General features: G+C 63.5%; 9 protein-coding genes. 2 read left to right on the forward strand and 7 right to left on the reverse strand.

The window, feature by feature from the left end; translation table 11 throughout:
- Positions 1-2: 2 nt before the first annotated feature.
- Positions 3-2,864: a monovalent cation/H+ antiporter subunit A gene (locus L1069_RS15755; RefSeq protein WP_237456293.1), complete on the reverse strand. Its 2,862-nt coding sequence runs from the start codon at positions 2,862-2,864 to the stop codon at positions 3-5.
- 288 nt (positions 2,865-3,152) lie between these two features.
- Here L1069_RS15755 and L1069_RS15760 point away from each other — a divergent pair, with 288 nt between their 5' ends.
- Together L1069_RS15760 and L1069_RS15765 are read left to right on the forward strand one after the other, a co-directional pair.
- On the forward strand, positions 3,153-3,629 hold the full coding sequence (locus tag L1069_RS15760; RefSeq protein WP_211037970.1) for a rhodanese-like domain-containing protein: 477 nt from the start codon (positions 3,153-3,155) through the stop codon (positions 3,627-3,629).
- Positions 3,629-4,465 (forward strand): alpha/beta fold hydrolase, encoded by an 837-nt coding sequence (locus tag L1069_RS15765; RefSeq protein ID WP_343328062.1) that lies wholly within the window; start codon positions 3,629-3,631, stop codon positions 4,463-4,465. Before L1069_RS15760 ends, L1069_RS15765 begins: the two co-directional genes overlap by 1 nt.
- 262 nt (positions 4,466-4,727) lie before the next feature.
- Here the strand turns inward: L1069_RS15765 and mdoH are convergent, their stop codons facing one another.
- The 6 genes from mdoH to L1069_RS15795 form a co-directional block, all read right to left on the reverse strand.
- Positions 4,728-6,605, reverse strand: coding sequence for a glucans biosynthesis glucosyltransferase MdoH (mdoH, locus tag L1069_RS15770; protein ID WP_237456295.1), 1,878 nt, complete (start codon positions 6,603-6,605; stop codon positions 4,728-4,730).
- Entirely contained in the window at positions 6,602-8,110 is a 1,509-nt protein-coding gene (locus L1069_RS15775; protein WP_129370604.1) for a glucan biosynthesis protein G, read from the reverse strand. Before L1069_RS15775 ends, mdoH begins: the two co-directional genes overlap by 4 nt.
- Entirely contained in the window at positions 8,107-9,369 is a 1,263-nt protein-coding gene (locus L1069_RS15780; RefSeq protein WP_237456296.1) for an OpgC domain-containing protein, read from the reverse strand. Before L1069_RS15780 ends, L1069_RS15775 begins: the two co-directional genes overlap by 4 nt.
- A 24-nt stretch (positions 9,370-9,393) precedes the next feature.
- On the reverse strand, positions 9,394-10,755 hold the full coding sequence (locus tag L1069_RS15785; protein ID WP_237456297.1) for a tetratricopeptide repeat protein: 1,362 nt from the start codon (positions 10,753-10,755) through the stop codon (positions 9,394-9,396).
- A 260-nt stretch (positions 10,756-11,015) separates the two neighbouring features.
- The gene (locus L1069_RS15790) at positions 11,016-12,215 is read right to left on the reverse strand and encodes a CaiB/BaiF CoA-transferase family protein (RefSeq protein ID WP_237456298.1); all 1,200 of its coding nucleotides are present in this window, start codon (positions 12,213-12,215) and stop codon (positions 11,016-11,018) included.
- The gene (locus L1069_RS15795) at positions 12,202-13,815 is read right to left on the reverse strand and encodes a thiamine pyrophosphate-binding protein (protein ID WP_237456299.1); all 1,614 of its coding nucleotides are present in this window, start codon (positions 13,813-13,815) and stop codon (positions 12,202-12,204) included. The genes L1069_RS15790 and L1069_RS15795 overlap by 14 nt, the downstream gene beginning before the upstream one ends.
- Positions 13,816-13,895: the final 80 nt, after the last annotated feature.

The following is a 13,895-nucleotide window of genomic DNA, read 5'->3' on the forward strand; positions in this document are numbered from 1 at the left end:
ATCTATCCCTCCGTCCCGGTCTTGTCCGCGTCATCGCGCGCCGGGTTGATGTCCATCGCGTGTTCCGTGCTCATCCCTGGCTGCCAGGCAAAGCGCGACAGGCTTTCCAGTGCCAGCAGCACCGCGCCAACCACCGCCAGGAAGACGCCCAGGTCGAACAGGGCGGCTGTGGCCCATTCGAATTCCTCCAGCGGCGGCCAGTGCAGGTAGCCGAAATCGCTGGTCAGGAAGGGCATGCCGTTGAACCAGGCTCCCATGCCGGTGGCGGCGGCAATCAGCACGCCCGACCCGATGATAGCGTGATAGGGGTAGCGCTGGCGTTCAGTGGCCCAGGCAAAGCCCGACGCCATGTATTGCATGATGATCGCAATTGCCGCGATCAGCCCGGCGATAAAGCCGCCGCCCGGCAGGTTGTGGCCGCGGAAGAAGATATAGGCCGCCACCATCAGCGCCAGCGGCATTATCACCCGCGTTGCCACCACCATCATCAGCGGATGCGCGTCGCCGGCCTGCGGCAGGTCGGGCTTGCGGTTCAGAAGATGGGCGCGCACACGGCTGCTCAGCACCGCTTCGGTCAGGGCAAAGATCACCATGGCGGCGATGCCCAGCACGATGATCTCGCCAAAGGTGTCATAGCCGCGGAAATCGACCAGGATCACGTTCACCACATTGGTGCCGCCGCCGCCCTTGTAGGAGTTGGCAAGGTGGAAGTCCGAAATGGTCGGGAAGGCAAAATCACGCATCAGCAGCGCATAGATCAGCCCGCCGGCACCCAGACCGGCGACCACAGATATCGCGCCATCGCGGATGCGGGTCAGGGCCGGGGTTTCAACCGGGGTTTCCTTGGGCATGAAATTCAGCGCCAGCAGCATCAGGATGATCGTCACCACCTCGACCGAAATCTGGGTCAGTGCCAGATCAGGCGCCGAGAGGTAATTGAACGACATTGAGACAACCAGACCCACAACGCCGATCAGCACCAGCGACAACAGGCGGTTGCGGTGTTTGGCGACGATGAACAGCGTCGCCACAACCAGCGCGAACCAGCCGAGCACGGGCAGCAGGCCCGGCTTCTGCAGCTCACGCGTGGTCGCACCCAGTGTGCCGCCCTGATAGGCGTAAAAGGCGATGGCAACAGTAAAGGTGACCATGACTGCCGCATAGCGGGTCAGGTTGCCATTGTGCAGCCCTTCGGTCGCGCCTTGGCCCAGGCGGGTAAAGGCATCGATCATGGCGTCGAAAATGACCTTGGCTTCGGGGCGGGGCAGGGCGTTCCAGATCCGCTCCAGCGGCCTGTGCAGCGCCAGCAGCACCGCGCCGCCCAGCACGGCAAAAAGGGACATGTACAGCGCCGGAGTCAGCCCGTGCCACAGTTTGAGCGAGTAATAGGGCAGTTTCTCGCCGCCGATCACCGCGCTGGCGGCAGTGGCGACCATCGGACCTGCGATCTTGGCCGAAGCCAGGCCGATCAGCACTACCAGCACCACCAGAAAGGCAGGCCCCATCCACATGCCGGAGTTGGGGTCATGCGGGTGTGCGGGATAGTCGTCGCGCTTGGGGCCGAAGAAGACATGGGCAATGAAGCGGAAGGAATAGGCGGCAGAGAACAGCGCCGCCACGGAGGCCAGCGCAGGGATCACCAGATGCGAGCCGTTCCAGACGGTATGGGCGGCTTCCTCCAGCATCATTTCCTTGGAAAGGAAACCGTTCAAGGGCGGGATGCCGGCCATCGACAGCGCCGCGACCATGCCGATGGTGAAGGTGACCGGCATCAGATGCCGCAATCCGCCAAGGCGTTTGATGTCGCGGGTGCCGGCCTCGTGATCGACAATGCCCGCGGTCATGAACAGCGCCGCCTTGAAGGTGGCGTGGTTGATGATGTGGAACACGGCCGCCACTGCGGCGATCTTGGTGCCAAAGCCCAAGAGCATGGTGATCAGCCCCAGATGGCTGACGGTGGAAAACGCCAATAGCGCCTTGAGGTCATCCTTGAACAGCGCAATCACCGCGCCCAGCAGCATGGTCACAAGGCCGGTGGTGGCAACGATATAGAACCACTCGGGCGTGCCGGCGAGGACGGGCCACATGCGGGCCATCAGAAACAGCCCGGCCTTCACCATGGTGGCAGAGTGCAAATAGGCCGAGACGGGCGTGGGTGCTGCCATCGCATGCGGCAGCCAGAAATGGAACGGGAACTGCGCCGATTTGGTGAAGGCCCCCAGAAGGATCAGGATCAGCGCGGGCAGATACAGCGGCGAGGATTGAATGGCGTCTTTGTTTTGCAGAATGACGCTCAGGTCATAAGAGCCTGCGATATGGCCCAGGATCAGCATCCCCGCAATCATCGCCAGCCCGCCGGAGCCGGTGACAGTCAGCGCCATCCGCGCGCCCTGGCGGCCTTCGGGCAGGTGTTTCCAATAGCCAATGAGCAGGAAGGAGCTGAGCGAGGTCAGCTCCCAGAATACCAGCAAAAGCAGAATGTTATCGGACAGAACGATACCAACCATCGCGCCCTGGAACAGCAGCAGATAGCTGTAGAACTGGCCCATCGGGTCTTCGCGCGACAGGTAGAACCGGGCGTAAAGGATGATGAGCAGGCCGATGCCCAGGATCATTGCCGCAAACAGGAAGCCCAGCCCGTCAAGAAAGAAATTGGCATTCAGACCCAATGCGGGCAGCCAGCTGGCAGAGGCATGAATGGTTTCGCCGCGGAACACGGCCGGGATATGCAGCATCAGCCCGATAAAGGCGAGCAGGCTGGTAAGCCCGGCGGCTGAGGCTGCCGCATTGCGTCCCGCGCGGATCAACAGCGCTGGGAAGACGGCTCCGAGAAAGGGCAGGGCCGCAATCAGGAATAGGGACACGTGCAGGTCTCCTGTCGGGTTGGCGCGTCGTTTTTGGACCAGTGCTAAGCAATTTTCTTGCCCAGAACCACCCCCGCCGGCCCGGATGCGGTAATAATGACGCAGCCAGAGACGGGAATCTTACGCTCGTTAGGGCCATAATTGGGCAGTGTCCGTCCAATAACAAGAACTTGACCGGCGGTATTGGCCTGTTTCTGGTGATTGCGGCCTCATGGCCTGCTAGGTCTTGGGGCAACGGCCCGGGTCCGGGCAGTCAGCGGGCGGTCGGATTGAAAGGAAAGCGGCGGGATGGCGGCGCAGGAAAACACAGGTAAACGCGGAGTGTCCCGCCGGCTGGCGCTGCTCGGCGGTATTGCAGCGGCGGCTGGTGCGGGGATCTGGTGGCAGCGCAGGCAGCCTCCGGACCATGATCACCCGCGGCTGACCGTAGCCGAGGCTTTTGCCCAGGCGCAGGCCGGGGAGATTACCTTGGTGGATATCCGCACGCCGCAGGAATGGCGCGCCTCGGGGGTGCCGGTGGGCAGCCATCAGATCGACATGCGCCGCGACGACTTTATAGCAGCCCTGCAAACCGCGGCGGGGCCGGACCCGGCTTTGCCTGTGGCGCTGATCTGCGCCCGTGGCGTGCGGTCGGCCCGGCTGACGCTGGCCCTGGCGCGGGCGGGATTCAGCAATGTGTTTGACGTGCCCGAAGGCATGCTGGGATCCGGTGCAGGACCAGGCTGGATTGCCGCCAACCTTCCGGTGGCGCGATGGGAGGGATGATGAAGACTTGGAAAACAGCCGCAGCCGCAGCGCTGCTGTCTGCGGCGTGGGGCGGCGCGGCAGTTGCTGCCTGCGGTTCAGAGGCCGGCGCGTGTGAGGTTGCGGATGGCGCGTATCACATCGCGCTGCCCGCTGATGCGAACACCCCGCCGCCTGTGGTAATGTTCTTGCATGGCTACGGCGGCAGCGGCGCGCAGGTGATGCGCAACAGGGCGCTGTCCGAAGGGCTGACTGCGCGCGGCTATGCGGTGATTGCACCTGAGGGGCGCAAACGCGGCGGCAGCGGTCCGCAGTCCTGGGGCTTCGGGCCGTTCACCGAAGGCCGGGATGAGGGAGCGTTTTTTGCGTCTGTGCTGACAGATGCCTCGGAACGGTTTGGCACATCCTCTGCGCAGACGGTTCTCGCAGGGTTCTCAGCGGGTGCCTTTATGGTGCATTACCTGGCTTGCAGCAATCCGGCGGCCTTTGCTGCTTATGCGCCGGTGTCCGGTGCGTTCTGGCGGCCGCAGCCTAAGACTTGCGAGGGGCCGGTGCGCCTGTTGCAAACCCACGGCTGGCGCGATGAGGTGGTGCCGCTGGAGGGGCGTATCCTTGGCGGCGGGCGCTGGGAGCAGGGCGATGTCTTTGCCGGGCTTGAGGTTTGGCGCGAGGCGAACGGCTGCGCGTCGCACGCGCCGGTCAAGGCTTGGAGCGCGGACAGCCTGATGCACCGCCGCTGGGATTGCGGGCCGGGGGCGGAGATCGAACTGGTGTTGTTTGACGGCGGCCACACTGTGCCCGAAACTTGGGCGGGCCTGATGGCCGAATGGTTCGAAGATGAACCGGCAGTGCGCTGACGCTTGGGGGCTGTAACGAACGGAGCGCTCCCGCCCCTGTAATCGAAATCAAAGATTTCCATCAAAGCGTTGGGCCAGGCAGCGCGCCCTGCGGGCGCGCTGCTGTTGCATGCCGCCGCGAGGCCGGCATTTTTGAGGATAGCGGCGGGTACTTGCGCAACCGCGCCGCGCGCCGGCGCGGCGCTTGGCCCAAGACCGTCAAGGGTGTCCCGGCGCAGCCGGGGATCCTTCGGTCGCGGGAGCTCCCCGCTGACGTGCAGGTTTATTCCGCCGGAGTACCGCGGGCGGTGCTGCCTTCCAGCAGGGCCTTCAGGTCAGCCCGCGCAACGCGGGCGGCACGGGTGATCTGGGGTTCGGTGAATTCCTCGCGCGTGGCCATCCAGTTGCGGATGCGGTTCACTGTCTTCACCCCGGACAGTGCAGACAGCGGCACTGCCAGCACCAGCGACAGCGCAATCGGCGCCAGCCACAGCGATACGGTGCCGCTGAGGATCCCGGCCCAGAGCGCCAACCCGCTGACGGTTTCCAGCGCATGGCAGGTGATCAGCGTGCGCAATGAATAGCTGCCGCCGTCGCGGGCCTGCGGTTCCCAGCCGCGCTGCAAGCCTAAGGCGGTACGGAACACCGCGATCATCTGCTGCACCATCAGGATCGGCGCATATAGGATCGCCAGCAGGACCTCGGACACAAAGGACAGCGCAAAATGCACTGGACCGCCGTATTCCGAGAACCGGCTGCCGGTCAGCGGCAGCGCCGTTGCGGCCAGCATCTTGGGCGCCAGCAGCATCGCGTAGATCAGGATGATCACCAGCACGTGTTTGGGTTCCGACATATCCGGCCAGCTGGGGCGGAACGGGTTGGCCTCGCTGAAGTAGCTGATCACCGAGGCCTCGTCGCTGCGGCCGATGATGGCCCAAAGCACCAGCAGCGCAAACCACACCGGTGCCATCAGATAGCCGATGGCGCCGGCAAACAGGTGAAAGCGCGAGATCGCCCGGAAACCCTTGGCGTGCAGCAGGTTCAGGTGCTGGAGGTTGCCCTGGCACCAGCGCCGGTCGCGCAGGATGTGGTCGATCAGGGTGGCCGGGGTTTCCTCGTATGATCCGCGGATGCGGGGCAGAAAACGCACCGACCAGCCCGCGCGGCGCAACAGGCCTGCCTCGACAAAATCATGGCTCATGATCAGCTTGTCGCCGCCGCCAAAGCGCGAACGCAGCAGCGGCAAGCCGGCACAGGCGGCAAAGGCGCGGGTGCGGATGATTGCGTTATGGCCCCAATAGTTGCCCTCGTGGCCTGCCCAGCGGGCCAGCCCTTCGGCCAGGGCGAGGCCATAAACACCATTGGCGAACTGCTGCATGCGGCCAAAGACCGACTGGGCGCCGATCAGCTGCGGATAGCTTTGGATCAGGCCGGCGCCGGGATCGCGGGCCAGCGCATCGGCCAGCCGGGCAATGGCGCGGCCGGTCATCAGGCTGTCGGCGTCCAGCACCAGCATCGCCTCGTAATCCGCCCCCCAGCGGCGCACCCAGTCAGAGATATTGCCGACCTTGCGGCCCTCATTGTCGGCGCGGCGGCGGTAATACAGTTCAGTGCCTTCCGGCAGCATGCTGCGCAGCGCCTCGACACTGGCGCGCTCCTGTGCGGCAATGGCGTCGTTGCGGGTGTCGGACAGGATGAACATCGCATATTCATGCTGACCGCCGCGGCCATGAAGTTCCTGCAGCATGGTCTGGGCGTTGCCCAGCACGTACCACGGCACCTCGTTGTAGACCGGCATCAAGAGTGCCACCTTCATCGGGCGGGCCGCGCCGCGGACCACGGTCTTTTCCCGGCGGGACAGACCGTAAAGGCCCAGCAACACGGTCGAGACGGTAAAGGCGATCCAGAAGAAGTTGAAGGCGATCAGCGCCAGCAGGATCAGCTCCAGCAGCGAAAACCCGTCAGCCGTAAACCAGCCCCGCATCACCCAGGTCAGAACGCCGGTTGCCAGCATCGCCGGCGAGAAGGCCAGCAGCCGCCACAACGCCACCTGGCGCGGCGCGGCACCGCCGGGGGCTTCGGCATCGTGAAAGTCCTTGCTGAAATCCTGTTCCGGCATCGCCAGCGGCTGTTCCGGGGGCATCAGATCACATGCAGTCATGCGGTCCACCTGTATAGCCAGACCTCGGAAGCGGCATTGCCGTCCTTCCTGAGCTGGGCGCGCAGTTCAACGTGATCCCGCTCACCGGGATCAAAATAGAAGGCCAGCCGCAGACCGCCGGTTTCGGGGTTGTGCTGCAGCACGCCTTCGCTGGTCGCCACATGGGGAGAGTGGATGTGGACGTCAAGAGTGTCCGGGCCGCCGTCAAACAACGGGTGGGCATCGAAGTCGATGGTCATGATCCGGCCCGGCCCGCCGAAGATCCGTGCGCCCTCGGCGGTGTCGATCACCCGCGGCATCGACAGCACCGGCTCTTCGCCCCAGGTGAGACGGTAATTCAGGTTCACCTCGGATCCGGCGGCATAGGGCTCGCGCGGGCGCCAGTAGGCGACGATATTGTCGTAGATTTCCTTGTCCGCCGGGATCTCAACCAGGGTGACGGCGCCTTTGCCCCAGTCTTCCTTGGGTTCGACCCACAGGCAGGGGCGGTTGTGATAAAAGGCTTCCAGGTCGTTGAACTCCGACAGTCTGCGCGGGCGCTGCATCAGGCCAAAGCCTTGCGGGTTCTCATCGACAAAGGACGAGACCTGCAGACGGGTCGGATTGGCCAGCGGCCGCCACAGGGTCTCGCCATTGCCATTCAGCACCAGCAACCCGTCGCTGTCATGCACCGCCGGGCGGAAATCATCGAAACGATTGCGGTTGGTGGCGTCGAACAGGAACATCGAGGTGAGCGGCGCAAGACCTGCGTGGCTCAGCTCCTCGCGGGCGAACAGGGTTGCCTCCACATCCATCACCGCGCTGCTGCCGGGGGTGATGGTGAACCGGTAGGCGCCGGTCACGGACGGCGAATCCATCAGCGCATGCACCACCATAGAGCGCTGGCCGGGGGCGGGGGCCTCAAGCCAGAACTCGGTGAATTCGGGGAATTCCTCGCCCTCGGGGTCGGCGGTTTTCAGCGCCAGGCCGCGGGCCGAGAGCCCATAGGCGTTGCCGGTGCCGATGGCGCGGAAATAGCTGGCGCCCTGAAAGACGCAGAATTCGGTTTTCTGGCCGGGTTCGGCCTGCTCGGTGCGCAGGCGCAGGCCGGAATAGCCCAGATCACCCTCGGTCGTCAGATCCGGCGCCTTGTCGTTTTTGTCGAACAGCGACAGGTCAAAGCCGATCCGCTCAGCCATGCCGTTTGCCACCGTGTTCACCTGAACGGCGCGCGGGAAATAAAGGCCGGGCAGGAAGAAATCGACGTTATAGCTGCGGTCGGTCCCCGCCCACAGCGCGTCCTTGGTGCGGAACCAGCGCGATTTATAGTCGTCATATGACTGGTCCAGCCAATCCTGCGGCACCATCGGGCGCTCGGCAAAGGGTTTGGCGGCCAGTGCACGGGCCTTGGCCACGACAACATCGCGGGTAAAGGGCATGGCCTCCCGTGCCACAGACGGCAATGCGGCAAGCGCGGTGCTGCCAAGTGCGGCAGCCAGAAAGGAACGGCGGGTGAAAGAGCTCATTTCTTGGCTCTCCATGGCTGGGACTTGAACCAGGCAGCGCCGTAAGCGCAACCAATGATTAGGAAAAAACCAAACAGATTGGCGAATGCCGTGGTCATAACCGCGCGGTCCGTATGGTCAAGCGCAAAGCCGATGAAACGCGCCAGTGCCATCGAGAATACAAACACCGCAAGCGATTGCTGGCCGACTTTGGTGATGACCTGCAGCAAAACCGCCCAGATCCGCGCAGCAGCGGAACTGCCGTTGGCGATCAGCCGTTTGCCGCCTTCGCCTGCTGCGACCCAGCCCAGATAGGCCAGCGCCAGGAAATGGGCATAGCGCAGCAGGCCAAAGTCGGTTTTCTCGCGCCATTCGCCGATGGCATCGCGGCCCGGCTTGATCAGGTCGGCCAATTCGGGGCTGGCAGATTTGACCCAGGTGAAGACTTTCCACGAGCCATAAGGCGCCGACAGGATCAGAAAGGCGGCGGCCAGCACGATCAGCACTTTGGAAACCGGCGGCTTCGGCAGCCAGCCTTTCATAAAGGCAAAACCAGTGAAAAACAGCAGCTGCCAGCCGAAGGGATTAAAGAACCATTCGCGTTCCGACCAGGGTTCTGCGGGCAGCGACACACCATCAGGACCCAGGCCGATCATATAGGGGTTGGCGGTCAGCCAGATCAGCACTGATATGGCTGCAACGGCCCAAAGGCCGATCTTTTCCAGACCCATCATCACCGGCATCAGCATCAGCACCACCAGATACATCGGCAGGATGTCAAAGTAGTTCGGCACATAGGTCAGGGTGAACAGCCCGACCAGCTGGGTCATCGGATCCTTGAAGAAATGGCCGAGATTCAGAGAGTTCACATAGCTCTTCTCGAACCCGCCATAGAGGTCGATGGCAGCCATGGAGACGGCAATGAACACAAACAGGCCGATATGCGCCCAGAACACCTGCCAGCAGCGAAATGCAACGCGGGCGGTGCCCAGCCACCAGCCTTGTTTGGCGAAAGAGCCGCCAAAGGCAATGGCCGAGGCCATGCCGGAGCAGAATACAAAGATCTCGGTTGCGTCCGAGAACCCGAAACGGGCCGGGATCCAGCCGGTCCAGCGGTTGCCCGGGATGTGGGCGGCCAGGATGATGAACATGGCAATGCCACGGTAGAAGTCGAGCCGCGGGTCGCGCACACGCGGCTGCGCCGCTTGCGGCGGGGGGGCTGCGCGGTTGGCGACGCCGGGATCGTTCTGAGGCCCGGGGAAGGGCGCAACGCTGGACATTTTTGTTTTTGGTCCTTGAAGGTCTTATTCGGCAGGAACGCTTGCAGCACCGGGAGAGTTCCGGCCTTCGGCGATCAGGGTGCGGCGGGCAAGCGCGTAATTGTCCTCGGCGCCGCCGCGCTTGGCACGGCGGTCATCCAGGATTGCCTCGACCGCGTCAAGCTGGCCTGAGCGGATTCCCGCGTCTATGGTAATGCGTTCAAAAACATCGCGTTGCGCGTGGCTGCCGCCGGCCAGCTGCATGCTGCCGCGGGCGGACGCAAGATGGCTGAAGGCGGATTTGTAATTGCCGTCGCCAAAGGCTTCCAGCCCGTCAGCCGCAGCGCAGCCCGGATCACCCATGCGGGCGCAGGCTTCGGAGCCGCCCTGTTTGGCGTCGGCATGAATGCGCTGAACCAGCTTGCGGGCGTCTTCCTTGCGGTGGCCGGTGAGGGCCAGCAGATAATGCAGGTCGGCGAAAATCAGGCTGCCGTCCTCGGTCCGGTTGGCGCAAAGGTCCGACAATTCTTCCCAGCGGCTGCCGGCATCGACGCCTTCCAGCTCCAGCCGCACCAGCAATGAGGTGGCGTTGGAGATGTCGCGGTAGTCGTCGGTTTTGTCCTTGCGCACTTCGGTGTCGTACAGCGCAAGTGCTTCGTCCATTTGGCCCAGGTCCAGATGCATCAGCGCCTTGTGCCACCAGACGTGATAGCGGAAGTTGTTGCAATGGGCCCAGGCCTCTTCGCGGCCGTGCAGCCATTCCAGCCCCGACTTGGCATTGCCGGTCATGTCATGCACATGCGCCACCGCATGCAGGCCCCAGGCATCATCCGGCGCCATCCACAGCGCCTGGCGGCCGGCATTGGCCGCGCGTTCAAACTCGCCGGTTTCCTCCAGCGCAAAGGAGTGGCAGCCCAACAGATAACCGCGGCCCGCGTGGTCGGGCGCATAGGCCGGCATCACCCGTTCAACGGATGCGCGCATGCCTTTGGGGTCGCCAAGGATAAAGCGGATGCCATGGCTGAGCTTCATTGCCAGGGTATCCTGCGGGAAGATGTCCAGCACCTCTTCCATCCGGCGGATGGCCTGGCTGGGGCGGCCGGCCAGCCAGTTTTCCAGCGCATCGATATATTTGCGTTCCCGCGGCAGGGCACCTTCGTACTGCGCCTTGGCATCGCGCAGGGCGTCCTGCGCTGTGGGAAGCAGCTCCCGGCGGCCCAGCATCAATAAGGACAATCCTTTGATCGCATGGGCCAGGGCAAACTCCGGCGCCGACTTCAGAACCGCGCCCAGGTGATCGGCGGTTATTGCGGCATGCGCCAGAACGCCCATCTGCACGGCATTCCAATCCCGCAGCGCCGCTGCATCGGTCAGGCTGCTGTCTTGGCCGAAAATATCATGCATCATAGGAGTCCAATCTTTTTCAAATTAAGCGCGGGTTCCGTGTCCTGATGAAAGAGTAGTTCATCGGATTGGTCCGGGCGAACCCCGCTCGCGGTTTGGTGATGGCCTGTGTGTGCCTGACAGTCAAATTCGCCGGATGTGTAGGATTTCCGGGGAAATTTTTGCAAGCGAAAGGGTTAAGGAGCGGCGAAATGACCGCTGATTTGGCGGTGATTTGCCGGAAATTGTAACACTTGGCGAAAAGCCGCCGCGAAAGGCGGTGCTTAGCTTGGCCCAAAGGGGTCGCCGGCGTCCAGAATCTCCTCTGTCCCTTCACCGCAAGCGGGGGGCGCGTGCCGGTATGTTACAGGCGTGCGCGAGAAATTCAGCGGGTTGCCCAGCAGTTTGACCGGGCCGGCCGCGCTGTCCATGCCGATGGCCATATTGCGGGCCGCGACCTGATCAGTGGCAAACAGCGTCTCCAGATCCTGAACCGGTCCTGCGGGAACCTTGCGGGCCTCCATCGCTGCCAGCACCTCCTGTGTGGTGAACCGCTGCACCGACGGGATCAGGACCCCGTTCAGCGCGTCGCGGTTCTGCAGCCGGGCCGGGTTGGTAGCAAAGCGCGGGTCCTCGGCCAGGCCTTCCAGTTTCAGGTACGCCATAAAGCGTTGGAACTGGCTGTCATTGCCCACCGCCAGGATCACATGCCCGTCCGAGGTCTCATAGACGCCATAGGGCATGATGCTGGGATGCTCATTGCCGCGGCGCTTGGGGATCTGGCCGGTGTTCAGGTAAGCGGTGCCTTCGTTGATCAGCCAGGCGATCTGCGCATCGACCAGGGCGAGGTCGATCTGCTGGCCTTCGCCTGACTTTACGCGGTGGTGCAGGGCCGACAGGATACCGATGCAGGCATACATTCCGCACATGACGTCTGCGATGCCAACGCCTGCCTTCATCGGTTGGCCGTCAGGTTCGCCGGTCAGCGACATGATGCCGCCGAACCCCTGCGCCATGATGTCATAGCCGGGCTTGTGGCTGTTGGGCCCGGTCTGGCCGTAGCCGGAGATTGAACAGTAGATCAGGCCCGGCAGATCATCCTTGAGGCTGGCGTAATCCAGCCCGTATTTTGCCAGCCCGCCGGGTTTAAAATTCTCGATCAGGATATCAGCCTCAGCTGCCAGCCGACGGATTGCCTGCTGTCCGTCTTCTGTAGCGATATCAATGGCAACCGAGCGTTTGTTGCGGTTGGCGGCCATGAAATAGGCCGAGAGATCGGATTGGTTGCCGTCCGCATCGGTCACATAGGGCGGACCCCATTGGCGGGTGTCGTCGCCGCCGGTCCTGGGGTTCTCCACCTTGATCACCGTAGCGCCGAGGTCGCCCAAAAGCTGGGTGCAGGTGGGGCCTGCCAGGATGCGCGAGAGGTCCAGCACCTTGACGCCTTTCAGCGCACCATGGGGAAGAAGATCAGATCCGGCCATCATAGCCTCCGCGCTCGATCACTGCCGAGATGACGGTGAATGTGTCTGCCTGCATCGCGTCTTGCAGGGCGGCGCGCAGTTCCGCGCGGCTGGTTACTGTCTCCCCGTTGCCTCCGAATGCCCGGCCCATCGCAGCGAAGTCATGCGCGGCAAAATCAACCCCGCTGTTGGCGAGCTGACGCTGGCGCTGCTTGAGTTCAATCAGCGCCAGGCTGGCATCGGCAAAGACCACAAAGATCGGCGCCAGGCCCAGTTCCGCCGCGGTGGAAAGCTCGCCCGCCACCATCAGGAAACCGGCATCGCCGGAGAAGCTGACCACCGGGTGGTCAGGCTGCGCCAGCTTGCGTCCGATTGCCATCGGCACCGCACAGCCCATGGTGCACAGCGCCGATGACTGGATCAGTCCGCGCGGCTCATGGCATGGCCACATCTGGCTCAGCAGGATCCGGTGCGCACCGCTGTCGGCTGTGGCAAGGGTTTCCGGCGGCAAGGTAGCGCGGCATTCGGCAATGACGCCCGCCGGACCCCATGCGTCGTCACGGGGGAAGGCGCCGGCCAGGGCTGTTTTTACAGCGGCAGGGCGGCCGTTCGTCCAGGTTTCGCGCGGTACGGTGCCATCGGACAGGGCCTTTAGCGTTGGCGCAATGGCGGTCAGAAAATTCAGCCCGGCCTGGTGCATGTAATGGGTGTTGGCCACAGGCGCGATGTCGATCACGTTCTGGGTTTTCACATCCCAGGCATTGCGCCAGCCGGGGCGCATCTCAATCGGGTCATAGCCGATGGAGAGGACCAGATCGGCCTCCTGCACCAGTGGCAACAGATGTGTGTCTGCCAGCGGCGACAGGCCTGCGCCGCCAAGGCAGAGCGGATGGTTCTCGGCAATGATCCCCTTGGCCTTGTAACTGGTAATGAACGGTATCTGGTGTTTTTCCACAAAGGAGCGGAGGGCAGAACCGGCATTTTCCTGCAGCGCATCGAGGCCGATCACCGCCAGCGGGCGCTCTGCCGTTTCCAGCCAGGAGCGCGCCTGCGCCAGCGCTTCACCGCTTGGCACGGCCGCACTTGCAGGCGCGCGGCGGTGGCCGCGATCTCTGGCCGCCGCATCGGCCACTGAGATCGGCACATCGATATGCACCGGGCCGTTTCGAGCCTCGGTTGCGATGGCGACCGCTTTGTCGGCGATCAGATCGGCAGCTTCGGCGTCTAAACGGAACGTCGCTTTGGTGATCGGGGTGAACACTGCGCGATGGTCAAGCACCTGGTGGGTGTAACTCTGCTCCTCTGCTGCATCGACGCAGCCGGTCAGCACCAGCACCGGCACCCGGTCCTGATGGGCGTTGGCGACCACATTGATGCCGTTCAACGCGCCGGGGCCGAGGGTGGCAACCAGAATGACCGGTGCGCCGTCAGCGTGATGCACCCCTTCGCCGATGAAGCCGGCGCAGTTTTCATGCTTTGCCAGGTGGAACGTGATGCCCGCGCGTGTCAGCGCATCCACCAGCGTCAGCACCTCGCCGCCGGGCATGCCAAAGGCGTGGCGGCAGCCCGCCTCAAAGAGGCGGCGGGCCAGAACGTCAGCTGTGCGCAGGATCTCTGTCATCTTGTCCGTCCAATCCGTTGATTTGCGGCCAGATTGCCGAGGATACGCCCGCGTGCAAGCCCTCTCACGCCAGTGTGAGA

Source organism: Leisingera sp. MMG026 (assembly GCF_021654205.1).
In the GTDB taxonomy this organism is placed as follows: Bacteria; Pseudomonadota; Alphaproteobacteria; order Rhodobacterales; family Rhodobacteraceae; genus Leisingera.